Consider the following 24,291-nt stretch of genomic DNA (forward strand, 5'->3'; position numbering starts at 1 on the left):
TTATGTCGTTCCCGCGTCACACGACGGTATGCACCGCCGAGCCCTCCTTTCGAGCGCCGCCGCACTCTCGCTTGCCGGTCTCTCGGGCTGTCTCGCCGACGTTCGACGAACCGTGAGCGGTCGCATCCACGCCGATACCGGTCACTCGAAACTCCACCCGGCCGACGAGCGGTACGTGACGGGGTCGTTCCCCGACGATGCCAATTTCCGCGGGTGGCTGTTCGCCGACCCGCCGGACGACCAGACGGACGTGTTCACCGACCGCGCGATGCAGGGCGAGTACTCGAACGACCTGCTGTGGGCCGAGGGCGACTCGTTCGTCCTCCTGTTCGAGGTCCGGATGTCCCGCGAGGCCGCCGCGTTCTACAACGTCGCGCAGTCGCCGTCGTGGACTGGGTGGCGCGACGCGGCCCTCCCGATTCGCCGGTCGCCGCCGGCCGACCTCGAACCGTTCGACGCCGACGAACTCGTCTGCACCCACCTCTCGAAGTTCGACGTGGCGAGAGGGGCCGCACCGACGAACGCCACGCTCCGGATGTTCGAGCGCGACGACGAGTCCGGAACCACGCACGGGTCGGCGGCCGAGTCGGTCGTGGCCACCCACCGCGTCGGTCGCTGGTCGGACCGATAGTGTCGGCGTCGGCGTCGGACCGCGGGTCGGCGTCGGAGTAAGCGTTATGTCGCTTCCGGGACTTCATTCGAACAGCATGCGACGACACCGGACCCCGCGCCGCCCGCCCGCGGTCGGCCAGTCACGGCGCTCGGTCGTCGCCCCGTCGCCCATTATTGCGGGGCAGTAGCCTCGCATCTCACTCATCCTCGACTCCCGTCCGTATCGACTTCCGAGCGACAGCGGTCTCCCGTCCGGTGTGACCACGACCACCGGAACCCCAAATGGAGCGACACACGACCCACACCCGACAGGCGTATCGACAGCGAACAGCAGACCATCGACAGCGAACAGCAACCAGACGACCGACCCCGCGAACGCGCTCGCGGGCGGCTGCGCCCCGACGGCGGAGGGTCTCCCGTGTCTGAGTCCGACCCGGCGGAACGACCGGCGGACGCGGACCAGACCCGCCGTTTTGATATATATCCACGAGAACGTCGGGGTATGGAAGATATCGCAGACCAGTACACGCCTGCGGACGTCGAGTCCGCCGTCAGCGAGTACTGGGACGAGAACGACGCGTACGAGGCGACGAAGGAGGCACACGCCGACGACCCGTCGTTCTTCTTCGTCGACGGCCCGCCGTACACGTCCGGCCAGATGCACCTCGGCACGGCGTGGAACAAGACGCTGAAGGACGCCGTCATCCGGCACAAGCGCATGACGGGGCACCACGTCACCGACCGCCCCGGCTACGACATGCACGGCCTCCCCATCGAGGTCAAAGTCGAAGAGGAACTCGGCTTCACCTCGAAGCGCGACATCGAGGAGTTCGGCATGGAGCAGTTCATCCAGAAATGCAAGGAGTTCGCCGTCCGCAATCGGAAGGCGATGGACGAGGACTTCAAGTCCATCGGCACGTGGATGGACTGGGACAACCCCTACGAGACGCTGTCTCCCGAGTACATGGAGTCGGCGTGGTGGGCGTTCTCGAAGGTCGCCGAAAACGGACTGGTCGAGCAGGGCAAGCGCTCGGTCAACTACTGCCCGCGCTGTCAGACCGCAATCGCCGCCAACGAGGTCGAATACGACGAAATCACATCGCCGTCTATCTACGTCAAGTTCCCGCTGAAGGGCCGCGAGGGCAACCTCGTCATCTGGACGACGACGCCGTGGACCATCCCCGCGAACACCTTCGTCGCCGTCGACGGCGAGATGACCTATCAGGCAGTTCGTGCCGAGAAAGACGGCGAGAGCGAGGTGCTGTACCTCGCCAAACCCTGTGTCGAAGACGTACTCAAGAAGGGTCGCTACGAGGACTTCGAGGTTCTCGACGAGGTCACCGGCCAAGAGATGGTCGGGTGGGAGTACGACCACCCGCTTGCAGGCGTGCTCGGTGAGTACGCCGACTTCGAGGGTGCTGGAGAAGTCTACACCGCCGACTACGTCGAAGCCGACCGCACGGGACTCGTCCACTCCGCGCCCGGCCACGGTCAAGAGGACTTCGCCCGCGGGCAGGAACTCGGACTCGACGTGTTCGTTCCCGTGGACGACAAAGGCGAGTTCACAGCGCAGGGCGGCGACTACGCGGGCACCTTCGTCCGCGATGCCAACCCGCAGGTCATCGAGGACCTCGACGAACACGGCCACCTGCTCCACGCCGGTGAACACGACCACCGCTACGGTCACTGTTGGCGCTGTGACACGGACATCATCTTCCTCGCCACGGACCAGTGGTTCATCACGGTCACGGACGTCAAAGACCAACTCCTCGACAACATCGAGGAGTCCGAGTGGCACCCGCAGTGGGCGCGCGACAACCGCTTCCACGACTTCGTGAGCGACGCGCCCGACTGGAACATCTCTCGCCAGCGCTACTGGGGCATCCCGCTTCCCATCTGGGTCCCGCAGGACCCCGACGCCGAGGGTGCAGAGGAGATGATTGTCGTCGGCACGCGCGAGGAACTCGCCGAGCGCGCCGACCAGGACATCGACCCCGAGACGGTGGACCTGCACCGACCCTCTGTCGACCCCATCACCATCACGGAAGACGGCGTCACCTACGAGCGCGTCCCTGACGTGTTCGACGTGTGGATCGACTCCTCGGTCGCCACGTGGGGCACGCTCGACTTCCCCGGCGAGACGGAGGCCTACGAGGAACTGTGGCCCGCCGACCTCATCATCGAGGCGCACGACCAGACCCGCGGATGGTTCTGGTCGCAACTCGGTATGGGAACCGCCGCGACTGGCGAGTCTCCGTACAAGGAGGTTCTCATGCACGGGTTCGCCAACGACAAGGACGGCCGGAAGATGTCGAAGTCCGTCGGCAACATCGTCACGCCCGAGGAGGCAATCGACCGCGCCGGGCGCGACCCGCTTCGCGCGTACCTCCTCAGCCACGACCAGCAGGGTGTCGACCTCTCGTTCGACTGGGATGGACTTGCGGACATGCAGTCCACGCTCAACATCTTCTGGAACGTGTTCCGCTTCCCACTTCCCTACATGGACCTCGACGGCTACGACCCCGCCGAGGCCGACCTCTCGGAGGGCGAACTCACCGTCGTCGACGAGTGGGTGCTCTCGCGTCTCCAGACCGTCAAAGCCGAGATGGCCGCGGCGTGGGACGACTACGAGGTTCACACCGCGCTCAACACGCTTCTGGAATTCATCACGGAGGACGTGTCGCGCTTCTACGTGAAGGCCATCCGCGAGCGCATGTGGGACGAAGAGGAATCGGACTCCAAACTCGGCGCGTACGCGACCCTCTCGACGGTCCTCGCCGAGTCCATCCGACTTATCGCGCCCTACGCGCCGTACATGGCCGAGCGGATGTACCAGCGCCTCGACGGTAGCGAGACGACCGTCCACATGCTCTCGTACCCCGAGGTCGACGAGGACCTGCGCGACGAGGCACTCGAAGCCAACATGGCGGTTCTCCGCGATGTCGAAGAGGCCGCGGCCCACGCCCGACAGCAGGGCGGCCGCAAACTCCGTTGGCCCGTCACGCGAATCGTCGTCGAGTCCGACGACGAGGATATCGCCGAGGCAGTCACTGCCCTCTCGGGCCTCCTCTCGGAGCGCGTGAACACGCGCTCGGTCGAAGTCGTCGAAATCTTCGACGAACTCGTCGAGAAGGCCGAACCGCAGATGAGTGTCATCGGGCCGGAGTTCGGCGCTGAAGCCCAGAAGATTATGGGCACTGTCGAAGGCCTCACCCGTGCCGAGGTCGAATCCGGCGTCGAAGTCGATGGCGAGACCTACGAACTCACAGACGAGATGGTCTCCTACGTGGCCGAACCCCCGGAGAACGTCTCCGGTGCCGAGTTCGAAGGCGGCACTGTCTACGTGGACACCGCACTCACGGACGACATCGAGTCCGAAGGCTACGCCCGCGACGTCATCCGCCGCATCCAGGAGATGCGCAAGCAACTCGACCTTGATGTCGAAGAAGAAATCGACGTTGGCATCGACGTCGCAGACGACCGCGTCGCCGCATTCGTCGCGGAGAACCGCGACCTCATCGCCGACGAGGTTCGCGCCCGCGAACTCGAACTCGGTCGCGCCGAGGGCGAGACGGTCGAAGAGTGGGATGTCGAGGATGTCACTGTGACCATCGCGGTCACGCAACTCGACTGAGCAGCCCGCCACAACACGATTTTTGCCCAGTCTCAGACCGCGGAGCGACGCCATTGTCGGCCGAAGCGTCGCTCAACCGTGGTAAAATGTAGAAAACGAGTGGGGACGTGAGTCAGTCGAAGTGAGACGTGCCAGGTCGCGTTAGAACGGAAGTGCGACCCAGGACGAACTCGGGAAGACGCCGGCGATTGCGAGCACTGCGACGAGGAACGTCCCGAAGACGATTGCGGCCGCGGGCGGGTCCCAGTGGGTGTCGCCGTGTGCGTAGAAGACGCGCTGGAACGCCTCACCGAAGATGGCGCAGATACCGCCGAAGACGCCACCGATGATGAGCGCTGCGGCACCGAGTTCGGTCGCACCCGCGGTGTACGCGAGCGCCGCCGTCGATGCGGGCAGCGACATGTGGTGGGTGACGGGGATGCGCTCGACGCCGAGGTTCAGGAAGATGAGGCTCGCCGCAGAGATACCGAACGCGAGGAACGCGCTGCCGGTCGAGAGCGCGATGTACGCGGCCATGAGACCGACGACGATACCGATAGCGGTCACTTCTTCCCACCTGTACATGTTCGGGAGCCACGGTTCGACGCTCATACGTGCGCTTTCGCCACCGTCGGCGACTGCGCCGCTGCGGGTCTCACCGCGCTCGAACGGCGTCATGTCGAGGAGGCTGCTGCCGCGGACCTTGCCGATGATGTCGTAGCCGAAGGCGACGCGGTGGATGAGCGCCGAGAGCGTCACACCCATCGCGATGTGGTCGTACGGCATGTTGAACGTTCCCGAGAGGACGGTCAGCCAGTAGCCGATGATACCGAAGATACCACCGACCGCGAGCACGTCGGGCTTCGAACCGAGCGCGAAGCCGATGTCCTTCGCGTTGTGGTAGTCGAAGCCGGATTCGATGTAGCCGCGGTTAGCCGCGTAGGCTGCGGCGGCCGCGCCACCCGCGAAGCTGATTGCCGGGGAGAACGGGGCACCGAAGGCGATGGCGTTCGTAATCTGGCCTGCATCGGCGTCGACGTACGTCGCCGTCTCGCCAGCGATGACCATGAAGCCCGTAAAGATGAACGCCGGAAGGGCACCGATTGCTGCACCGAAGGCACCGCCCGCGAAGGCGGCGATGAGTATCTCGATTGCCCAGAGTTGGTCCAGTGCCATCTTTTATTCCTCCGTGTCGCGCGCCCAGTCGAGCGAGCGGTCGACTGCTTCCTTCCAGCGGCCGTAGCGGTGTTCGACGTTCTGGGGGTCCGAGGGTCCGAACTCGCGGTCGACCTGCCAGTTCGCGCGGAGTTCGTCCAAGTTCTCCCAGTAGCCGACGGCGAGACCGGCGGCGTAGGCGGAGCCAAGTGCCGTCGTCTCGTCAACCTGCGGGCGAACGATTTCGGTGTCGAGGATGTTCGACTGAAGCTGACAGAGGAAGTTGTTCTTGACCGCCCCGCCGTCCACGCGAAGGCTGGCGAGGTCGATGCCGCTGTCGGACTGCATGGCTTCGGCGACGTCGCGCGTCTGGAACGCGATGGATTCGAGCGTCGCACGAACGATGTGTTCGCGGCGGGTGCCGCGCGTCATGCCGACGATGGTCCCGCGAGCGCGCTGGTCCCAGTGCGGGGCACCGAGACCGGCAAAGGCGGGAACGAAGTAGACGCCGTCAGTCGAATCGACCGAGCGGGCGAGCTTCTCGGACTCGCCGGCGCTCTCGATGAGCGTCATGTCTTCGAGCCACTCGATTGCGGCACCCGTGATGAAGATGGAGCCTTCGAGCGCGTACTGGACGGGTTCGCCGGAGCGCTGGAAGCCGACGGTGGTGAGAAGGCCGTGTTCGGACATGACGGCCTCTTCGCCGGTGTTCATGAGCATGAACGACCCGGTACCGTAGGTGTTCTTGGCGTCACCAGCGTCGAAACAGGTCTGGCCGAACAGTGCGGCCTGCTGGTCGCCGAGGGCACCCGCGACGGGGATGTCGGCACCGAGGAAGCCGCTCGAATCGGTCGTTCCGTAGTAGTTGTCGTCGGACGACGGGCGGACTTCGGGAAGAATCGCACGCGGCACGTTGAACTCGTCGAGGAGTTCGTCGTCCCACTCCATGTCGTGGATGTTGAACAACATCGTCCGCGACGCGTTGGTAACGTCGGTGATGTGGTTCCCAGTCAGCTTGTAGATGAGCCACGTGTCGATGGTACCGAAGGCGAGTTCACCCTCCTCCGCACGGTCACGGATATCTTCCGGCCGCGAGCGCTGAAGCTTGATAGGGTCGGAGTTGTCGAGCAGCCATTCGGCCTTCGTCGCGGAGAAGTACGCGTCGGGTTCGAGGCCCGTCTTCGCGCGGACGTCGTCGGTCTTGCCCTCCGCTTCGAGCGTCTCGATGCGGTCGGTCGTCCGGCGGTCCTGCCAGACGATGGCGTTGTGGATGGGTTGGCCGCTCTCGCGGTCCCAGACGATAGTCGTCTCGCGCTGGTTCGTGATACCGATGGCTTCTAGCTGCTCGGCGTCGAGAAGCGCATCGTCGAGCGCTTCGTTGATGACCTTCTTCGTGTTCTCCCAAATCTGGTTCGCGTCGTGTTCGACCCAACCGGGTTCGGGGTAAATCTGTTCGTGCTTCTCGTACGCGTTTGCGACCACCTTGCCGTCGTGGTCGAAAACCATGAATCGCGTGCCTGTGGTACCTTGGTCGATGGCACCAACGTATGTTTCTCCTGTCATTCTAACCAACCTCATGGTGGGTTCCCACAAAGAGAACCCGAACGTCAGTACATGGTGGAAAAACCATGATAAATGTTTCTTTACTACCGGATACTGACGACTAGTGAGGAATGTCTTATAGAAGCTCCTACTCGGCCTAGAACGCCGAACAATATTCTATACTGGTACTTGTTGAAACAGTAAACAAGTGGAACCGACCAAATTCCGTGACCGCGGTACGATGCCTGCTCAGACCAGCGCCTCCTCGAGTAGTTGGAGCGGGTGTTTGATGTCGTAGCCGGTGCCGTGTTCCATCTGCATCGAGCAGGTGGGACACTCGGTCATGCCGACATTCCCCTCAGCGTGCTCCATGTGGTCGAACATGTCCGCGCCGATTTGCATCGACGTGTCGTACTTCTCTTCTTTCCAGCCGTAGGTGCCGGAAATGCCGGAACAGGAGTCACCCACGTCTTCGATGACGACGCCGTCGAGTTCGCGGAAGAGTTCGACCGCCTGCCGGTCGAGGCCCTGATTACGGGCGTGACACGGCGCGTGGTAAGCGAAGGACTGCTCCGAGACCGACGCGTCGGCGATGGCGCTTTCGAGGTCCTCGTGGATGCGGAGATATTCGAGCGCGTCGTAGGTGTGTTCGGAGATGTCTTCGATGCCGTCGATGTCGAACAGTTCGGGGTACTCCTGTCTGAGCGACATCGAACACGAGGTACACGAGGCGATGATGTCGTAGCCCTCGGGGATGAGACCGGCGAAGTTCTCGGCGTTGATGCCCGCGGCGCGCTTCGCGTCGTCTACCATGCCGTTTGCGAACATCGGCGTCCCCGAGCAGTGCTGCTTGGGGACGACGACTTCGTAGCCGAACTCCTCGAAGACGCGGACCATCGCCTTCCCGACTTCGGGCGTGTTGAAGTTGGAGTAACACCCGTGGAAGTACGCGACGCGCTTGTCTTCGGAGCGAACCTGCGGGCCGCCGCGTTCGTGCCACCACTCGCGGAACGTCTGGGTGGCGAACGCGGGGAACTCGCGCTCGGCGGTGATGCCGAGGACTTTCTCGTTTATCTGCTGGACGAGCGAGTTCCCCATGACGGCGTTCGTCAGGCGGGGGAACATGCTGCCGAGTTCGGCCAGCGTCCGGTAGTTTGCGAGGATGCGGTTGCGGATGTACTCCCGCGAGAGTTTGTCCATCTCCTCGTCGACGTACTCGCCGCGGGCCGCGTTGTGCATCTGACTGAGCGGGACGCCGGACGGACAGGCGTCGTCACAGCGCATACAGTTCGAACACGACATGATGGAGTCGTCCACCGAGGCGTCCTCTTTGCGCTTCAAGCGCCACTGCTCTGGCCCCTGGAACTTCGGCCCGGGGAATTCGTCGTCCACTTCCGCGACCGGACAGGACACGTCGCAGGCGGTGCACTTGTAACAGTTGTCCGCGCCGGGGCGGAGGTCCATGTCCGTGCTCTCGGGGAACACCTCCACGGGTTCGAACTCGTCTTCGGTCTGTTCACCGGGTGTGCTTGTCGGGTCTGGTGGTGTCTCTGCGTCGCTCATTGGGTTGCGTCCTCCCCCGCGAGGCGTCCAGCGACCGCGCCGGTCGAAAGCGAGACGCCGCTCGCGGATTTCTCGCGTGCGACGTGTGCGCCACCGACGACGCCACCCGCCGCACGCAGGTTTTCGAAGTGCGATTCGCCGTCTGCGTCAGTTGGCCGGAGTTCGTCGTCCGGTACGACACCGAACCGAGCGAACTCGTGGTCGCCGAACGCCTCGGGTTCGGACCAGTCGTAGCGGTCCTCGGGATGCGGGACGTGACAGCCGAACACTGGTTCGGTGACGCGCTCGCGGTCCGAGTCGAGTCCTTTGCCGACGAGGCCACCCGTCGCGAGGACGATTTGGTCGGCTTCGTAGGGCGTCAGCCGACTCTTCTGGTCGACGAGGACCGTCTCGATTCGGTCGTCGTCGGCCTCGAAATCCACGGCTGGATTGCCGGACGAGATGCGGACGCCCGCCTCGTCGAGGGCGTCGAACAGCATATCTTCGAGTTTCAGGCCGAGAAGGCTCGGTGGGCCGGTGGGGACTTCGAAGACGGAACCGCCAAGTCGGTCGGCGAGTTCGTCGCGGACTTCCTCGGCGTGGTCGTCGCCGAGTACCGCCGGGAATCCAACCCGCGACTCACCGTCGAGTTTGTCTGCAACAGCATCAGCGAGGACCGAGCGGACCGTTCCGCCGTCGACGGACTCGTTGCGGTCGAGCGCTTTGGCGAAGCGCGTGACCTTGGCGTCGGAGCGGAACGATTTGGGGAACGGGAGGGTAACACCGCGAACCGAGAAGGGAACGCCAGCGGCAGCGAGGTGGTCGGCGGCGACGGGAGCGTCGAAGTCGGTGAGGTTCTCGATGCCGACGAGAAGCATGTCGCCGGACGAACTCAGGAGGCCGGGTGCAACGGACGTGGGGTACCGTGCGGTCGGCTTCATCGACCCGCCGTAGGTCACGACGAGCGCGTTGTCGTCGGTATGGCCGCCGCGGTATGCATCGCCTACGGCCTCATCGAAGAGGCGCAGTCCGTCGCGGATGCCGTCTTCGCCGACGAGGTGGTACGGATGGTTCTCGGGGAGGGCGTCGATGGCGTCGAAGGGATTTGCGAACGGCCCCTCGCCGCCCGCGTAGCCGAGTACGTCGACGAGGCCGCTGGCCTGTCTGAGCGTGCTTTTCTTGTGTGCGAGGAGGCGAACCTGTGCGCCAGTTTCGGCGGCCGAGAGCGCGGCCGTACAGGCGGCGAGGCCGCCCCCGATGACGAGTACGTCGTCAGTAATCGCCATCGTTACCCTCCGAAACAGTGTGCGCGTCGCGGCCGCCGTCCGCGACGGCCCCGTCGTCGAACGCCGCGAAATCGATGCTCGAATCGGTCGCTGCGGGGTCTTCGTCGCGGTTCATGGTCGTCGCGTGGAGCATGTGCTTGAGCGCCGCCTGCGAGAGCTGTTCGCCCCACATGCCGTGTCGTTCGCCCTTCCAGCGCTCTTGATACAGGTCGTCGAGCGAGGCGCGAACGATTTCCTCGTCGTAGTCGGGGGCGAGTTCGTTGGCTATCCGGTGACAGCAAATCGCGCCCTGACAGTTCCCCATCGAGGCGCGCGTCTGGATGCGAACCGAGTTGAGGTCGGTTCCGGCGGTGTCGAGCGAGTCCTGAATCTCGGCGCGGGTAACGGCCTCGCACTCACAGACGACCGGGTTGGGGTCGATGCTGGTCAGCACGTCGTCGGCGCGAGAGCCGAGGCGCTGGACCGAGCGGCGGCCGATTGGCGAGCGCAGGCCGAAGTCGTCCATGTAGTCGCGGAGGACGGTGAAATCCTCGCTTCCCGGGAGCGGCACGTCGGCGGTGCGGCACTCGGCATCGACGCCGACCTTCTCGCAGACGTGGTCGGAAATCTTCTCGGCCATCATCCGGTAGGTGGTGAGTTTGCCGCCGACGATGCTCGTCATACCCGGCAGGTCGTCGCGCTCGGAGTGGTCGAGTAAGAAGAACTCGCGGGTGATGTCAGTCGGGTCTTCGGTGCCGGTTCCCGGCGGTTCGTAGAGCGGTCGCACACCCCAGAACGACCGAATCGTCCGCGCGTCTTGCAGCATCGGCACGAGTTCCGAGAGCGTGTCTATCATCAGGTCGACCTCCCAGCCCTCTTCGGGGTAATCTTCGGGGTCGTCGACCTCTTCGTCGGTCGTGCCGAGGATACAGGTCGTCTCGTGGGGGACGATGATGTCCGCGTCACCTTTCGGCCGACAGCGGTTGACGACCGTGTCGACCTGCCGGGTGTTCATGATGGTCATGACGCCCTTCGAGGGACGAACTTCGACATCCACGCCCGCGAGGTCGCCGATTTGTCCCGCCCACGCGCCCGTCGCGTTGACCACGTAGTCGGCGTGAATCTCTTCGACCTCACCGGGGTTTCCGTGGACGTACGGCCCGGTTCCGGACTTGTGCGTAACTTCGACGCCGACGACTTCGCCGTCCTCGACGAGCACGTCTGTGACCTCCGAGTGCGTCTCGATGCGCGCGCCGTGTTCGATTGCGCTCGCGGCGTTCGCCACACAGAGGCGGAACGGGTCGATAGCGCCGTCTGGAACTTTGATGGCCCGTTTGATGTCCTTCGCGAGATACGGTTCTTGCTTTCTGGCCTCCTCTGCCGAAAGAACCTCCGCGGGGATGCCGCACTCGCGACACCCTTCGAGTTTCTTCTCGAAGTACTCGTCAGCGTCCTCGGGTCGCTGGACGAACAGCCCCCCGGTCATCTCGACGCAGTGTCCCGCGATTCGCCGCAAGACGCGATTCTCTACGATACACTCCTTTGCGGACGCCTGGTCGGATACCGCGTAGCGTCCGCCACTGTGGAGGAGCCCGTGCATCCGCCCCGTTGTCCCGTGTGTGAGGTTCCCCTTCTCGACGAGGGTTACGTCCAGCCCGCGCATCGCGAGGTCGCGCGCGATACCGGTGCCGGTGGACCCCCCGCCGATGACGAGAACGCTCGGCGATGTACTCATCCGTCTTCAGTGAAGTAGAACCGGGGGCACTTTATTTTACCTCCACTGGCCATCGATGCGTTTTATCTCAACAATTGGACCTCTCATTTAGTCACCCATCCGCGTTCAACCCCGTCGAATAGCGGAGTAAACGGTTTCTACGGAAGGTAGAATAGGACAGGAGGGTTTCAAAATGAATGTTCAAAATAGTTATTGGCGCTCGTATCAATGGGTTCGATAGTGACGTTCATCAGCGTTGAAAGCGGCGGGACGAAGTGGTCGCTTGAGCCACCACGAACAAAGTGTCATTCGAGCGGCACCGACGAGGCGACAGTATGCTCATTTTTATCCATGTATCGGATATCGGTGAACTAAGAGACGTCCCCTCATGCGACTCGAAGACCGAATCGCGCGACGCCGGAACCGTGGCGAGTCACGACGCCGAATCGTCCGCGACGTGAATGTGCTGGACCCGACATCCCACCCGAGTGAACCGACCGGCCGCGGGCCGACGCTCGAGAAGCTCCTCGACCACCTCGACCCAGTGTTCGACGGTTCGCTCCCCTCACACGCGTACGTCCACGGCCCGAAAGGCGCGGGCAAATCCGCGCTCGTGACTTCCCTGTTCGACCATATCTCACAGGCAATTCCGTCGCCGCGCTCGGTGATTTACACCACGACGCGTGCCGTTCAGCCGCCGACGATATCGTTTACCTACGTCGACGCCCGCACCGCCCAGACCGAATTCGCCCTCCTCCACGCCGTCGTTGACGCGCTCACAGACGAAGCGGTCCCGTCGCAAGGCGTCGGTATCGAGTCGCTTCGGACTCGCCTGGGTGACCGACTCGCGCACGACAGACGGGCGGTCGTCGCCGTGGACCACGTCGGTGAACCGATGACGTACAGTGCGACAACCGCCATCGAGACGCTCGCCGAGGCATCACCGCACGTGTCGGTTATCGCGGTCGGCCGAGACTCGCCGTCAGCCACCGAACCGGACGTGGCATCCCTCGAAGTTCCACCCTACGAGCGACACGCACTCGCCGACATCCTCGCCGAGCGTGGGTCGGACGCCATCACGCGAACCGCGCTCACCCACGACGTGACGAACGATATCGCGGACTGGGCCGACGGCGACGCCCACGACGCCCTCTCTGCGCTCTACGGCGCGGCGACCCTCGCAGCAGCGGACGACGCAGATGCTATCGAACCCGAGCACGTCCGCGACGGAATCGAGGCCGTCCCCGAAGATGGGTGTTCGCTCGGCCGCGTCTTCGCGCTCTCGGAGAACCGCCAGCAGGTGCTTCGGACGTTCGTCGAACTCGACGACGAGGATTGCGAATCCGTTACGGCGGCGACCGAAGCCATCGCCAAACGTCCCTCGGTCTCGTTTTCGATGGCGACTGTTCGGCGAGTCCTCTACGAACTATCGGACCTCGGCATCGTCCGCCGGGTCGCGGTCGCGTCGGCGACCAACGGTCCGGGTCGGCCGGCCACGCGCCCCGTTCCGAACTTTTCTACGCTGGTCTACCGCGGCCTCGACGGCACCGACCGCTGATTCTTTTTGCTCCGTCTCCCAAGCGGGGGTATGGTTCCACCGCTCGTACTCGATATCGACGGGACGCTCACCGACGCCGACGGCCATCTCGACCCCCGCGCCTTCGACGTGCTCCCGTCGTGGGACGCTCCCGTGGTGCTGGCCACCGGGAAGGCGTTTCCCTATCCCGTCTCTCTGTGCCACTATCTCGGACTCCCCGAAACGGTCGTCGCCGAGAACGGCGGTGTCGTCCTCGTCGGGGGCGACGTAACCTTCGCGGGCGACCGCGAGGCCGCACAGGCGGCGGCAGACGAGTTCGTCGCCCGCGGTGGCGACCTCGGATGGGGTCCCGCGGATACCGTCAACCGCTGGCGCGAGACGGAGATTGCTATCAGTCTCGATGCGGACGAAGCCCTCCTTCGAGCGGTCGCCGCCGAGTTCGACCTCGAAGTGGTCGATACCGGCTTCGCGTACCACGTGAAGAGTCCGGGTGTCGAGAAGGGTGTCGGCCTCGAACACATCTGTGAGCAGTTGGACTACGTCCCTGCGGACTTCGTCGCAATCGGCGACAGCGAAAACGACGCGTCGACGTTCCGCGTTGCGGGCCAATCGTACGCCGTCGCGAACGCGGACGACGTAGCGAAAGACGCCGCGGACGAGGTCCTCGAAGACTCGTATATGGACGGGACGCTCTCGGTTCTCAAGTCGCTGCAGGAGTCGTAAGGTCGGTCGAGAGCCGAACGTGGCGTCTCGCCGCTTTCGGGTTCGTCTACTTCACTTCGTCCGAGACCCACGCCGCGTACTCGTCGAGGACGTGCGATTCGTCGAACCGCTCGATGCACGGCACGTCGTAGGGATGGAGTTCGACGACCCGCTCGACGAACTCGTCGTATCGGTCGGCCGTCGTCTTCGCGAGGAGGATGACCTCGTCGTCGTCGTGGACCTCGCCTTCCCACCGATACACCGACTGGCAGGGAACGCGATTCACACACGCCGCGAGTCGTTCCTCGACGAGCGAGCGGGCGAGTTCGCCCGCCGCGTCGGACGGCACGGTCACGTAGGCCGTCGGCATCTCAGACCACCGCGAGCGCCGTCATGTTATGCTGGCTCTTCGAAAGGTGCAAACCGGCCGTTGATGTCCCACTCGTGGATGCAGTAGGGGCTTCCGACCTGCTTTTCGCCGTCTTCGGACGCGACGCGCCACGTCGTCTCGTCGTCGTCCCATCGTTCCACGCGACCGCAGCGCTCACACGCGCGTCGAGTCGGTCGTCGAAGTTGGGGTTCCATACGTGAAACGGTGTCTGTCGGCATGCAAAAGCCCATCGCCGACGGCATATTCGGTGGGTGCCGTGTAACATTCGGACATTACTCCTCGGCGACCGATGCACCTTACATCCTTCCGAACGCACGTCTCGTATGGGATTCCACACCTTCGATATCGACTCGGCGGCGAAACTCGACGACCCGAGCCGGTATCGGTTTGTCTCTCGTGAAGAATTACTCTCCCTGCTCGACCCGCGACCGGACGCCGTCGTCGCCGACCTCGGAAGCGGCACCGGCTTTTTCACCGACGACGTGGCCCCCTACGTCGAGACGATGTACGCCGTGGACGTTCAGGAAGCCATGCACGACTTCTATCGGGAGAACGGCGCACCGGAGAACGTCGCGTTCGTCACCGCCGATATCGCCTCGCTCCCGTTCGACGACGACGCGCTCGACGCCGCGTTCTCGACGATGACGTACCACGAGTTCGCCACCGACGAGGCACTGGCCGAACTCGCGCGGGTCGTCAAACCGGGCGGCCGTGTCGTCACCGTCGATTGGACTGCAACTGGTGAGGGCCACGCCGGACCGCCGACCGACGAGCGATTCGCACTCGGCGATGCCGTCGCCGACTTCGAAGCGGCCGGATTCACCGTCACTCACGGAGCGACGCGCCACGAGACGTTCGTCTGTACGGCCCGGAGGAGAGACTGAATTTTACAAAGAGTGGGGTTATTGCTAATTCACCGGTTGTATGTCTTGATACCCCTCCCTATATTGTATTTCCTAGGTCATATATGTGGTATATCATGACAAATTTTATTTACAATCTTGTGCTATTGGTTGTCATGGTCTTACACAATTCAAAGATAGACCGGTATCAGGCGGCAGAAGGGTACTACGAGTGTCGTTCGTGCGGCACACGAACAGTCAGTTCCTCACACGTTGCGTCCTGTCCATCCTGCGGTGGGAGCGTCCGGAACATCGCTGTTCCCCGAGAATAACCCTGCTCGGGGTCCGTCTCCCGACTTTCCCCCTCGCTTTGTACCGGGTTAGGACTCGATGACCGACGTGTATCGGTCCACGAGGAGAACGAGCGCGGCACCGATAATCGCCGTGACGACGAAAATCGCGAGGAGTTCGGTCGTCCACGTCTGTCCCCCCTCGGTAAGTTTCTCGCTGGCCTTGACGATTGGTGCGCGGAGCGCGCCGACGATGAGGCTGACGAGGAATGCGAGGGTTGCACGTCGGTAGTGTTCGAGCGCCCAGCGGACTGCGTGGGCGATGGTGAACAGGCCGATAAGCGCGCCCGAGATGAACGCGACAACGATAGCCCCCGGTTCGACGAGCGCGGTGGCCGGACCACCCATAACAACGTCCAAAAGCGCATCGACGAACGTCTTGAGCGCGCCCGTCATGAACTCGTACTGGCCGAGGAGGAGCAAGATGAGAGAGCCAGAGATGCCGGGAAGAATCATCGCGCTCACCGCAATCGCTCCCGCAAACATCGTTGCCGTCGGCGAGTGTCCGAGCGCGGTTCCGGCGCTCCCCGACGCGACGAACGCGACGAGGAATCCGGCGGCAGCCGCGCCGAGTTGCCGCGGACCGTCGAGTGACACCTGCCCGTAGAGGACGACCGCAGACGCACCGATGAGGCCGAAGAAGAACCCGAACGTGATGACCGGGAACTGGTCGATGGCGGTGTCGAGGACGCGCGTCACGGTGACGACGGCGGTCGCAATACCTGCACCGAGGACGATGAGGAACCCGATGTCTATCTCACGCAGTGCGGACAGCGCATCGTCGCGCCGGGTCGATGCGATGCCCGCGAGGACGCGCTGAATGCGCGTTGGTGTGATAGCGGTCAGGGCACTGATGAGACGTTCGTAGATGCCCGTGATGAGTGCGATGGTGCCGCCGGAGACACCTGGAACGGCGTCAGCCGTACCCATACAGACACCCTTCAGATAGAGGACTACCCAGGGTACGAGCGCGGACCGTTCGTCGGTTCCCGTCGTCATTTCGTGTTCCGATTCTTCACCGCGAAGGATATCAGTCCACCGTTCGCTTCTGCGAGCATTCGTTCAGAGACTACGTTTAGAAATTGTCTTTTCGAACACTGTCTCTGACACCGTGTTCAGCGATGTGCTTCTCGGCGCAACCGTTGGATGGCTTTCGAATCCGCGTCTGTCGGAAAGAATCAAACCACTCGAAAGCGACAGGTGATCTAATGAAGCTCAGTATCATCGGAAGCGGGTACGTCGGGACGACAATCGCGGCATGTTTCGCAGACTTGGGTCACGATGTCGTCAACGTCGACATCGACGAAGACATCGTGAACGCGCTCAACGACGGCCAGTCTCCGATTCACGAACCCGGCCTCGACGAACTCGTCGAAGAACACGCTGGCGACCGACTTCGAGCGACGACCGACTACGAGGCGATTCTCGACACCGATGCGACGTTTCTTGCCCTCCAGACGCCTGCCAACGACGACGGCAGTATTGACCTCAGCGCGGTGAAAGCAGCATCCACCTCGCTCGGGGAGACCCTCGCCGCCAAAGACGACTACCACCTCGTTATCACGAAAAGTACGGTTATCCCGACCACAACCGAGGAAGTCGTCGGCCCGCGTGTCGCGGAGGCATCCGGAAAGACCGTCGGCGAGGAGTTCGACATCGCGATGAATCCCGAATTCCAGCGCGAGGGTACCGCAGTCGAGGACTTCCTCGACCCCGACAAGGTCGTCGTCGGTGCCCACACCGACCGGGCGTTCGACCTGCTCGGCGAGATATTCATCCCGCTCGTCGAACGCGCCGACGACCCGCACGTCGTCGAGACCGGCATCCGAGAGGCGGAGATGATTAAGTACGCGAACAACGCCTTCCTCGCCTCGAAGATTAGCCTCGCGAACGACCTCGCGAACATCTGCAAGGAGTTCGGCGTCGACTCCTACGAGGTACTCGAAGCGGTCGGACTCGACTCTCGTGTCGGGTCGTCGTTCCTCGCGGCCGGTCTCGGATGGGGTGGGTCGTGCTTCCCGAAGGACACCGCGGCGATAATCAACGCCGCCCGCGAGCGCGGCTACGAACCGCGTCTCCTTCAGGCCGCCGTGGACGTAAACGACGGCCAACCCGTCCGGATGCTCGACCTCCTTCGTGAGCGATTCGACCCTGAGGGCAAGCGCGTGGCCGTCCTCGGTCTCTCGTTCAAACCCGGCACCGACGACATTCGCGGGTCGCGGTCGATTCCGCTCATCGAGGAACTCCTCGACGCTGGCGCGGACGTCGTCGGCTACGACCCCGTCGCCACCGAGAACATGCGCGAACTGTTCCCCGACATCGAGTACACCGACTCCGCGGCCGCCGCTCTCGTCGGTGCGGATGCCGCTCTTGTCGCAACCGACTGGGACGAGTTCGCCGCCCTCGACGAACAGTTCGACGAGATGCGCGAGCGCGTCGTCATCGACGGCCGCCGTATCGTCACCCGCCGCGACGGCATCGACTACGAGTCGCTGGTCTAACTCACGGCCCGTCGCCTGTCTCTTTTAGGTCTCGTTCGCTTCGCAGCGAACCCGCTCGCAGTCGCTCACCGGTTCGAAAGATGAAGAAGTGAGTACCGAACTGACCGACCTTACGCGGCGACTGCGGGCAGCGCGCCAGCGTCGATGGCGGCCGTTTCGTTCGTCGCAGTTTCGTTGGTTGCGGTCTCGTTCGTCGCGGTTTCGTTCGACGACGAATCGTTCGTCGTCGTCAGTTCTCGTTCGGTGCGTTCGAGCGTCACCTCGACGGTGCCGTCTTCAGCGCCGTTGACGAGGCCTTCGTCCACGCTGACGTTCTGTGCCTGATAGGTGACGAGGGTGTTGTTGCCCTCGAACGTCGTCGGCCCGGTGAAGGCGTAGTCACCCGTCGAGCGGACGCTCACGTTGGTGTAGCCGTTTTCGGGACCGTAGTCGCCGTAGCCGGTCGTCGAGTACGGCAGCGTCATCGTGAACTCACCGTTTGCGTTCGTCTGGGCCTGCTGCGTGTAGGTGAAGTTCGTACCCGTGGTCGGGTCGCGCATCTGAACGCGTGCGGTCACCGTCGCGTTGGCTGGGGCACCGCTGCCTTCGACCGTCGCGCCGGGGACGCGCTCGAACGTCTTGACCCACGCCGGGTTGTTGCCGAGGAGCGCCTGCGGTTGGAGACCGTAGGTGTTGCCCGCCCGAATGAGCGAGTTCTGGAACGACCCGGATCTGAGCGCCGAACTGTTCGACGACTTCACGAGGCGGTAGTGTTCGAGAGCGGCGACACGCTCTTCGGGGAACGACCCGATGCCACCAATCTGTGACGTCGGGTCGTTGGCGACGTACTGCTCGGCCGCGCTCATGTTGTCGAACGTCTTGATGGCCTGACCGTCGGCGGGCGTCGTACGGAACGTCACCCCGTTGGCGTTACTGCGCGTCTCCCAGTCGACGACGACCGGTGACGGTCCGACGGAACTCCCGTGGAACTTGTAGAGCCGAACCATGAGGCTCTCGTAGTACCGCTGGTCGTGGACGTTCGCCGAGGAGACGAGCCGAGTTCGACCGTCCTCTTCTTGCAGGCGGTAGATACGGTTGTAGAAGTCCGCCGTGGAGATGTTCTCTTCGTCGTACCAGACGGTCGGTGCACCGAACTTGGATTCGGTCGAGGCCATCTGCCAGTCGACCATGACGTAGCGGGTGTCTTCGCCTTCGCCGTCGTCGCCCATCGAGGAGAGGACTTCATTGGCCTGCTCCTCGTCGGGGGCGAGCAGGAAGTTCGCCGCCTCCGTCGCGCCACCTTGGAACGGGTTGGCGTTCGGAATCCGCTCACCGAGAACGGTAATCCAGTGCCCGTAGTCCCACCACGACATCACGCCGTAGGCTCCGTCCGGGTAATCGAAGTCTTCTGTGTACTTGTACGTCCCGTAGTAGTCCATCTCGTTGGACTCCCCGCCGAAGGAACCTTCCTTGGGGGTGTTGTTCTGCATCCAGTCGAGACTTGCTTCCCACTGCGTGACCGGACCGGGACCAGTCTCGGCGGCCTGAAGCGCCGTGTTGGTCGCTCGTCCGTTACCGAGCTGAACCGGAACGATGAGAACCGGCGTGAGAACGAGGAGCAGCGCAACAGCGACTGCCGCGACCTGCCCGGCCGAAACGTCCTCGAATCGGTCGACGTTAGCGAGACCGACGAAGTCGAGTGCGAGCACCTCGCGGAGGAGGTACGCGTTCATGACCGCGACGACGACTGCGAGGTAGTAGTTGAAACGGACCTGCGTGAACGCGGCCGCGGTCATGATGGCCGCCCACGCGAGGACGAACAGGTGTTCGCTCTCGAAGTCAGCCTGCATCACCGCGCCGACGATGAGTGCGGTCACGAGAGCGAGGCTGATGAGGGAGGAGTCGAGTCCGACTGCGTTTCCGATGGTGTCCGGAATCACCGGAAGCAGGAAGATGATGCCAATCGCTGCGAGGCTTCCCACGACGTAGCCAATCTTGCGCGTCTCGCCGTCACGGACGAGCGGCTTGGCGACGAACCAGATGGCCGCCGCGACACCGGTGAAGAACGTGAAGCCGTACTCCGACATGATGCGGTCCACGGCGGAGATACCGGCCGCCTGAAGCGTGTTCTGCGCAAGGAACGGTTGTGCCTCACCGATAGTGCGCGTCGCCGCACCTGCACTGAACCCGACGGTACGGAGGAAGTTCTTGGCGATGCTCCCGAAGGCATCGGGGAGGATGACCGAGAAGAGACCAATACCAACGAGTGCGAGGGCAGCGACCGTCACCGGATAACCACGGTCATCGATGTCGTTCGACTCCCACCAGCGAGCGAGGCCGGCGAGGAAAACAGCACCGAGACCAATACCAATCGAGAGGAGCGGCTGAAGGAACCCGAAGTCCGTCACACCGAACGTCGGTTCGTTGAACGGGATGAACATCAGGACGCCGGTGATGATCATCGAGACTGCACCGACGAACGCGGCGTGTTCGGGAGACCGGCCACGCACGTAGTCGGAGGTCATCTTCAGGACGAGGAAGAGACCGAAGACACCGACGAGGAGAATGCCCGGTGGCCACGACCACATGTAGATTGCCATCGCAACACCGGCGAGGATGGACCACTTCAGGGGTTCTCGGAGGGCATCGAGGTCACGGGCCTGGACGAGTTCCCAGACGGGCTTCTCGCGCTCAGCGACCGTGAGGGCAATCATAACAGCGAGGACGGCAAAGCCCTGGAAGAACGGCTCGGCGATGTTGTGGTCAGCGAACCCGACCAGACCGCGTTGGAGGAACGTTCCGGGCAGCAGCATCAGGACGATTGCTCCAAAGATGCCGCCGAGACGACCGCCGAGGCGCTTCCCGATAAGGTACGTCGGAATTGCGATTAGCGCACCGAAGACCGCGGGAGCGACCACGAGGGTCTTCGCGATGAGGTCTGCCGACGGGTCACCGAGACCCACGACGAGTGCCGCGGTCGCGATGAGTTGGTCGTATATCGTCCCGAACTGACCCGCAGTTCGGCCGACCGGGAATTCGGTCCACGGGTCAAACGGCATCGTGGAGGGCCAATGCTTGACCGTGTATTCCACCTGGCGGAGGTGATACCAGGCGTCGTTTCCTGAGAGATACACCGAGCCCTCTGGGGTGAACGCGTCATAACTGCGGAGCCGTATCCACAGCATGACGAGTACGATAGCCGAGAGGACCGGTATGTGATACCAGTCGCGAGCGAGATCCGCCACGGAAGGCGAATGCTCTCGTTGCTCGTCGCTCATTGTGCCCAACAACTGTCAAGCCGTTCATAAGCCTTGTGATAGGCAATTTCGACCGATTCGGGTGAATTCGAGCGAAGGACAATGCTTATTCGGCCGTCCTCGGTAGCACCGGGCGATGAAAGTCTCCGTCGTGGTCTGTACGTACTCGATGGACCGGTACGAACCGTTTACCGAAGCCGTCGAGAGCGCGCTCGCTCAGACCTACGAACCCCTCGAAGTGGTCCTCGTCGTCGACGGGAACGAGGAAGTGTTCGCACGTGTCGAGGAAGATTTCGGTGACAGAGAGAACGTCGTACTCCACTGTAACGACGAAAACCGCGGTATCTCTTACAGTCGTACGAAAGGTGCCGAACTCGCGTCCGGCGACATCGTCGCCATGATCGACGACGATGCGACGGCCCGTCCCGACTGGATTGAGACACTGGTCGAAACCTATGAGGACAACCCCGACGCTGTCGCCGTCGGCGGCACTGTCGTCCCCGATTGGGTCGCGCGCAAACCCGACTTCTTCCCCGAAGAATTCTACTGGCTCGTCGGGTGTGACGAACGCGGCTTCGGCAAGCACATGGAGCGGGTGAGAAACACCTACGGGTCGAACATCTCGTTCAAGCGCGACGTGTTTCTCGAAGCCGGCGGGTACGACACCAACACCGGCCGAAAGGGTGACAAGCACGTACAGGCCCACGAAGCACCGGTCTGCATTCGCATCTACAACAACACCGGAAAACGTGTTATCTACAATAAGCGCGCCCGCGTGGACCACAAACTCTTCGAGTACCGAACCAGATTCCGCTGGCTCGTCTTCCGGTCGTTCTGGCAGGGCTACTCGAAGCGCGTGATGGACCTCCTGTACCCCGAGGCGTCGGGCGACAAAAACGACTACCTGCGAGACCTGATGCTCGTCTACGTCGTCGACCGCCTCGTCAAACTCGTCAAAGAGCCGTCGATGGCGAAAGTTCAGCAACTGATTGCTATCTTCGTGTTCACCGCCGCCGTCGGATTCGGTTACGTCTACGGGTTGTTGACGCCGGAGTTAGTGGAGAAGACGAACGCGTAATTCGACTGATTGGCACCTCTCAAACCTACAGACGCGGAACTCACCGCGCATTTCCGCGCACGTATCGAACGTATTCTCGGAAGTACCCGAGTGCGCGAACTCCGGTCATCGCTGTCGAGAGAATAGCAAACAGAACCTGCTCCGACGAACTCCCTTGGGTCGAATTCTGATTTACCGATTTCGCCCCACTCGGACGCGGTGGGATACCGGGACGTCCAAATCGCTCTGGGTAGTACTCTTGGCGTTGGCACAGTCCTCGTCCGACGCGAAGTTCTTTCTTGACGAGCGACGAGAACGAGTCTCGCACGGGGTGGTACAGCGTTGCTTCGGAAGCGAACTGCTGTTCATAGCCCGCTTGTGCGACCCGGTTTCCAAATTCCGAGTCACCACCTGATACCAACATCGCGTCGAACGGACCAACGTCTTCGACTACCGAACGGCGGACCAGGAGGCAACAGGTCGGTGCATACTGCTGCTCGGCGATGTACCGCTCGACGGGAAACGCCGTTTGTGCGTCGAACTTCGCTGCGAGCGTCGCGTCGCCGTCGACGACGAGCTCCACGTTACAGCCGATGTATGGTGCGTCTCCGGCGGCATCGACCGCCGTCTCAAGCCACGTCTCGTCCATGTACATGTCGGCGTCGACGAACGCGAGTATCTCTCCCGACGCTCGTTCGATGCCGGCGTTCCGTGCAGCGTACGAACCCTGAATCTCGTCTTCGACGACAAGCTCGACGATTTCGTTATCTGCGGCAAACTGGCGAATGACCTCGCGAGTTCTATCTGTGGAGCCGTTGTCGACGGGAAGGAGTTCGAGACGCTCGTCTGGATAGGTCTGCTTCGTAAGTGCCGAGAGTGTGTCGGCGATACCCTTCGGGTCGTTGTAGACGGGAATGATGACGGAGACAACTGGGCGGTCAGGGTCCGACATTAGCAGTCGGTTGACGCCCGCCGGTAAAAAGCCGCTGTGGTCGACCGCTTATTCCGAGGTGAGCCCTGCTTCTTGCAGTCGCGTTTCCGCTTCGTCTCTGTCTTCCGGGTAACCGATGTCCATCCGCCAGCCGTCGATACGAATCGCGTCGATAGTCCGACCAGAGCGGATGAGCAGGTCGATTGCCTCACTAATCTCGAACTCGCCGCGATTCGACGGCTGGACGAGGTGACACGCGTGGAAGATGGCCGGTGTGAACGTGTAGAATCCGGTCATGACGAGGTTCGACGGCGGCTCTTCTGGTTTCTCGATGACTTCGGTAATCTCGCCGTAGTCGTTGGTTACACAGACACCGTACCGGGACGCCTCGTCCCAGTCGACCTCTTCGACGAGGAAGGCGGCGTCGGCACGGTCCTCGCGCTGGCGCTTGACCACGTCGCCGAGGTTCGCCTGGAAGATGTTGTCGCCGAGCATGAGCATGAAGTCCTCGTCGATGTGGTCTTCGACGGTGAGGAGGGCGTGGGCGAGTCCTTTCTGCTCGCGCTGGTGCGTGTAGGTGATTGGAACGCCGCGGTACTCGTCGTCGTAGTGCTCGATGATGACTTCCTTTTTGTAGCCGACGACGACGACGAGTTTCTCGGCACCGAGGTCAACGAGTTGGTCGAAACAGTGGGTGAGGATGGGCTTTCCGGAGACTTCGACCATCCCTTTGGGCTTGTCTTCCGTGAGTGGCCGGAGGCGGGTCCCTTTGCCAGCGGCGAGAACGACTGCTTGCATGGGCAGAAATCTATGTACTTATTTAAATATCTTTTGTGGAAGAGAGTCTGGTCTAACGTGTCAGAGTGGATAGCGACCGTCTACCTCCGAACTATTTGCTTCCCCCGAACAAATAGTTACATGAACGTGTGGACATCATTCGACTTCTAATGGCCAAAACCCTGTACGACATTCTGGTGGATGCTACAGCGGCGGCGATGGCGACCCAACACTCTGACGGGTCGTTTCCCCCCGGAAAAAATGGGGTGTATGGAGACCCACTGACTTCGGTTCGGACGACCGCTAGCTGGACGCTCAGTATGTTGGAGTGTTACGAGCGTACCGGTGACGACTCGTTTAAAGAAGGTGCAAAGCAAGCTCTCGAGTTCCTAGCGTCGGACGAGCTTCGTCCGCACGGGCGAACGTACGAATGCCGGAAGTCTACTTCTAAGGATCGATGTAACGGAGTCATCGGCCAAGCCTTTCCGATATTGGCATTCACGCGTGCTGCGGAGGTATTTGAT

20 protein-coding genes are annotated in these 24,291 nt (G+C 62.6%); 8 read left to right on the top strand and 12 right to left on the bottom strand.

Annotation, left to right across the window (positions count from 1 at the left end; all coding sequences use genetic code 11):
* Nucleotides 1-28 precede the first annotated feature (28 nt).
* Nucleotides 29-631 (top strand): hypothetical protein, encoded by a 603-nt coding sequence (locus tag ACH9L7_RS04865; RefSeq protein WP_396612611.1) that lies wholly within the window; start codon nt 29-31, stop codon nt 629-631.
* A 63-nt stretch (nt 632-694) separates the two neighbouring features.
* Here the strand turns inward: ACH9L7_RS04865 and ACH9L7_RS04870 are convergent, their stop codons facing one another.
* The gene (locus ACH9L7_RS04870; protein ID WP_396612612.1) at nt 695-817 is read right to left on the bottom strand and encodes a hypothetical protein; all 123 of its coding nucleotides are present in this window, start codon (nt 815-817) and stop codon (nt 695-697) included.
* A gap of 297 nt (nt 818-1,114) precedes the next feature.
* On the opposite strand from ACH9L7_RS04870, the gene ileS reads away from it, so the two are divergent.
* Nucleotides 1,115-4,246, top strand: a complete 3,132-nt coding sequence (gene ileS, locus ACH9L7_RS04875; RefSeq protein WP_396612613.1) for an isoleucine--tRNA ligase — start codon at nt 1,115-1,117, stop codon at nt 4,244-4,246.
* A 141-nt stretch (nt 4,247-4,387) separates the two neighbouring features.
* On the opposite strand, the gene ACH9L7_RS04880 is transcribed toward ileS, so the two are convergent.
* The 5 genes from ACH9L7_RS04880 to glpA form a co-directional block, all read right to left on the bottom strand.
* Nucleotides 4,388-5,401, bottom strand: a complete 1,014-nt coding sequence (locus tag ACH9L7_RS04880) for a hypothetical protein (RefSeq protein WP_396612614.1) — start codon at nt 5,399-5,401, stop codon at nt 4,388-4,390.
* Between the two features lie 3 nt (nt 5,402-5,404).
* Nucleotides 5,405-6,943, bottom strand: a complete 1,539-nt coding sequence (gene glpK, locus ACH9L7_RS04885; RefSeq protein ID WP_396612615.1) for a glycerol kinase GlpK — start codon at nt 6,941-6,943, stop codon at nt 5,405-5,407.
* A 228-nt stretch (nt 6,944-7,171) separates the two neighbouring features.
* The gene (locus tag ACH9L7_RS04890) at nt 7,172-8,485 is read right to left on the bottom strand and encodes an anaerobic glycerol-3-phosphate dehydrogenase subunit C (protein WP_396612616.1); all 1,314 of its coding nucleotides are present in this window, start codon (nt 8,483-8,485) and stop codon (nt 7,172-7,174) included.
* Complete coding sequence (gene glpB / locus ACH9L7_RS04895) at nt 8,482-9,750, bottom strand: glycerol-3-phosphate dehydrogenase subunit GlpB (protein WP_396612617.1); 1,269 nt, start codon at nt 9,748-9,750, stop codon at nt 8,482-8,484. Before glpB ends, ACH9L7_RS04890 begins: the two co-directional genes overlap by 4 nt.
* On the bottom strand, nt 9,737-11,464 hold the full coding sequence (glpA, locus tag ACH9L7_RS04900; RefSeq protein WP_396612618.1) for an anaerobic glycerol-3-phosphate dehydrogenase subunit GlpA: 1,728 nt from the start codon (nt 11,462-11,464) through the stop codon (nt 9,737-9,739). Before glpA ends, glpB begins: the two co-directional genes overlap by 14 nt.
* Nucleotides 11,465-11,831: 367 nt before the next feature.
* Here glpA and ACH9L7_RS04905 point away from each other — a divergent pair, with 367 nt between their 5' ends.
* On the top strand, nt 11,832-13,001 hold the full coding sequence (locus tag ACH9L7_RS04905) for a Cdc6/Cdc18 family protein (RefSeq protein ID WP_396612619.1): 1,170 nt from the start codon (nt 11,832-11,834) through the stop codon (nt 12,999-13,001).
* 30 nt (nt 13,002-13,031) lie between these two features.
* Complete coding sequence (locus ACH9L7_RS04910) at nt 13,032-13,703, top strand: phosphoglycolate phosphatase (protein WP_396612620.1); 672 nt, start codon at nt 13,032-13,034, stop codon at nt 13,701-13,703.
* A 46-nt stretch (nt 13,704-13,749) separates the two neighbouring features.
* Here the strand turns inward: ACH9L7_RS04910 and cutA are convergent, their stop codons facing one another.
* Together cutA and ACH9L7_RS04920 are read right to left on the bottom strand one after the other, a co-directional pair.
* Nucleotides 13,750-14,052: a divalent-cation tolerance protein CutA gene (cutA, locus tag ACH9L7_RS04915; protein WP_396612621.1), complete on the bottom strand. Its 303-nt coding sequence runs from the start codon at nt 14,050-14,052 to the stop codon at nt 13,750-13,752.
* A 26-nt stretch (nt 14,053-14,078) separates the two neighbouring features.
* Nucleotides 14,079-14,267, bottom strand: coding sequence for an HEWD family protein (locus ACH9L7_RS04920; RefSeq protein WP_396612622.1), 189 nt, complete (start codon nt 14,265-14,267; stop codon nt 14,079-14,081).
* A gap of 129 nt (nt 14,268-14,396) precedes the next feature.
* On the opposite strand from ACH9L7_RS04920, the gene ACH9L7_RS04925 reads away from it, so the two are divergent.
* On the top strand, nt 14,397-14,957 hold the full coding sequence (locus ACH9L7_RS04925; RefSeq protein ID WP_396612623.1) for a class I SAM-dependent methyltransferase: 561 nt from the start codon (nt 14,397-14,399) through the stop codon (nt 14,955-14,957).
* A 134-nt stretch (nt 14,958-15,091) separates the two neighbouring features.
* The gene (locus tag ACH9L7_RS04930; RefSeq protein WP_396612624.1) at nt 15,092-15,247 is read left to right on the top strand and encodes a rubrerythrin-like domain-containing protein; all 156 of its coding nucleotides are present in this window, start codon (nt 15,092-15,094) and stop codon (nt 15,245-15,247) included.
* 48 nt (nt 15,248-15,295) lie between these two features.
* On the opposite strand, the gene ACH9L7_RS04935 is transcribed toward ACH9L7_RS04930, so the two are convergent.
* A complete protein-coding gene (locus ACH9L7_RS04935; protein ID WP_396612625.1) occupies nt 15,296-16,264 on the bottom strand; it encodes a DUF368 domain-containing protein in 969 nt (322 codons plus the stop codon).
* A 209-nt stretch (nt 16,265-16,473) separates the two neighbouring features.
* Between ACH9L7_RS04935 and aglM the strand changes: the two genes are divergently transcribed.
* Entirely contained in the window at nt 16,474-17,766 is a 1,293-nt protein-coding gene (gene aglM / locus ACH9L7_RS04940) for a UDP-glucose 6-dehydrogenase AglM (RefSeq protein ID WP_396612626.1), read from the top strand.
* A 110-nt stretch (nt 17,767-17,876) separates the two neighbouring features.
* Here the strand turns inward: aglM and ACH9L7_RS04945 are convergent, their stop codons facing one another.
* Nucleotides 17,877-21,023 carry an oligosaccharyl transferase, archaeosortase A system-associated gene (locus ACH9L7_RS04945; protein ID WP_396612627.1) on the bottom strand — a complete coding sequence of 1,049 codons (3,147 nt, stop codon included), beginning with the start codon at nt 21,021-21,023 and terminating at the stop codon, nt 17,877-17,879.
* Between the two features lie 115 nt (nt 21,024-21,138).
* Here ACH9L7_RS04945 and aglG point away from each other — a divergent pair, with 115 nt between their 5' ends.
* On the top strand, nt 21,139-22,080 hold the full coding sequence (gene aglG, locus ACH9L7_RS04950; protein WP_396612628.1) for a glucosyl-dolichyl phosphate glucuronosyltransferase: 942 nt from the start codon (nt 21,139-21,141) through the stop codon (nt 22,078-22,080).
* Nucleotides 22,081-22,120: 40 nt separating this feature from the next.
* On the opposite strand, the gene ACH9L7_RS04955 is transcribed toward aglG, so the two are convergent.
* A complete protein-coding gene (locus ACH9L7_RS04955) occupies nt 22,121-23,011 on the bottom strand; it encodes a glycosyltransferase (protein WP_396612629.1) in 891 nt (296 codons plus the stop codon).
* 48 nt (nt 23,012-23,059) lie between these two features.
* A complete protein-coding gene (gene aglF / locus ACH9L7_RS04960) occupies nt 23,060-23,788 on the bottom strand; it encodes a UTP--glucose-1-phosphate uridylyltransferase AglF (protein WP_074795588.1) in 729 nt (242 codons plus the stop codon).
* Between the last annotated feature and the right edge of the window lie 503 nt (nt 23,789-24,291).

Source organism: Haloferax sp. S1W (genome assembly GCF_044593955.1).
Taxonomy (GTDB): Archaea; Halobacteriota; Halobacteria; order Halobacteriales; family Haloferacaceae; genus Haloferax.

Excerpts from the sequence above, each read along its gene's own strand:
- ACH9L7_RS04865 (WP_396612611.1), top strand. The coding sequence starts at position 29 with ATGCACCGCCGAGCCCTCCTTTCGAGCGCCGCCGCACTCTCGCTTGCC.
- ACH9L7_RS04870 (WP_396612612.1), bottom strand. The coding sequence starts at position 817 with ATGAGTGAGATGCGAGGCTACTGCCCCGCAATAATGGGCGACGGGGCG.
- ileS (WP_396612613.1), top strand. The coding sequence starts at position 1,115 with ATGGAAGATATCGCAGACCAGTACACGCCTGCGGACGTCGAGTCCGCC.
- ACH9L7_RS04880 (WP_396612614.1), bottom strand. The coding sequence starts at position 5,401 with ATGGCACTGGACCAACTCTGGGCAATCGAGATACTCATCGCCGCCTTC.
- glpK (WP_396612615.1), bottom strand. The coding sequence starts at position 6,943 with ATGACAGGAGAAACATACGTTGGTGCCATCGACCAAGGTACCACAGGC.
- ACH9L7_RS04890 (WP_396612616.1), bottom strand. The coding sequence starts at position 8,485 with ATGAGCGACGCAGAGACACCACCAGACCCGACAAGCACACCCGGTGAA.
- glpB (WP_396612617.1), bottom strand. The coding sequence starts at position 9,750 with ATGGCGATTACTGACGACGTACTCGTCATCGGGGGCGGCCTCGCCGCC.
- glpA (WP_396612618.1), bottom strand. The coding sequence starts at position 11,464 with ATGAGTACATCGCCGAGCGTTCTCGTCATCGGCGGGGGGTCCACCGGC.
- ACH9L7_RS04905 (WP_396612619.1), top strand. The coding sequence starts at position 11,832 with ATGCGACTCGAAGACCGAATCGCGCGACGCCGGAACCGTGGCGAGTCA.
- ACH9L7_RS04910 (WP_396612620.1), top strand. The coding sequence starts at position 13,032 with ATGGTTCCACCGCTCGTACTCGATATCGACGGGACGCTCACCGACGCC.
- cutA (WP_396612621.1), bottom strand. The coding sequence starts at position 14,052 with ATGCCGACGGCCTACGTGACCGTGCCGTCCGACGCGGCGGGCGAACTC.
- ACH9L7_RS04920 (WP_396612622.1), bottom strand. The coding sequence starts at position 14,267 with ATGGAACCCCAACTTCGACGACCGACTCGACGCGCGTGTGAGCGCTGC.
- ACH9L7_RS04925 (WP_396612623.1), top strand. The coding sequence starts at position 14,397 with ATGGGATTCCACACCTTCGATATCGACTCGGCGGCGAAACTCGACGAC.
- ACH9L7_RS04930 (WP_396612624.1), top strand. The coding sequence starts at position 15,092 with ATGGTCTTACACAATTCAAAGATAGACCGGTATCAGGCGGCAGAAGGG.
- ACH9L7_RS04935 (WP_396612625.1), bottom strand. The coding sequence starts at position 16,264 with ATGACGACGGGAACCGACGAACGGTCCGCGCTCGTACCCTGGGTAGTC.
- aglM (WP_396612626.1), top strand. The coding sequence starts at position 16,474 with ATGAAGCTCAGTATCATCGGAAGCGGGTACGTCGGGACGACAATCGCG.
- ACH9L7_RS04945 (WP_396612627.1), bottom strand. The coding sequence starts at position 21,023 with ATGAGCGACGAGCAACGAGAGCATTCGCCTTCCGTGGCGGATCTCGCT.
- aglG (WP_396612628.1), top strand. The coding sequence starts at position 21,139 with ATGAAAGTCTCCGTCGTGGTCTGTACGTACTCGATGGACCGGTACGAA.
- ACH9L7_RS04955 (WP_396612629.1), bottom strand. The coding sequence starts at position 23,011 with ATGTCGGACCCTGACCGCCCAGTTGTCTCCGTCATCATTCCCGTCTAC.
- aglF (WP_074795588.1), bottom strand. The coding sequence starts at position 23,788 with ATGCAAGCAGTCGTTCTCGCCGCTGGCAAAGGGACCCGCCTCCGGCCA.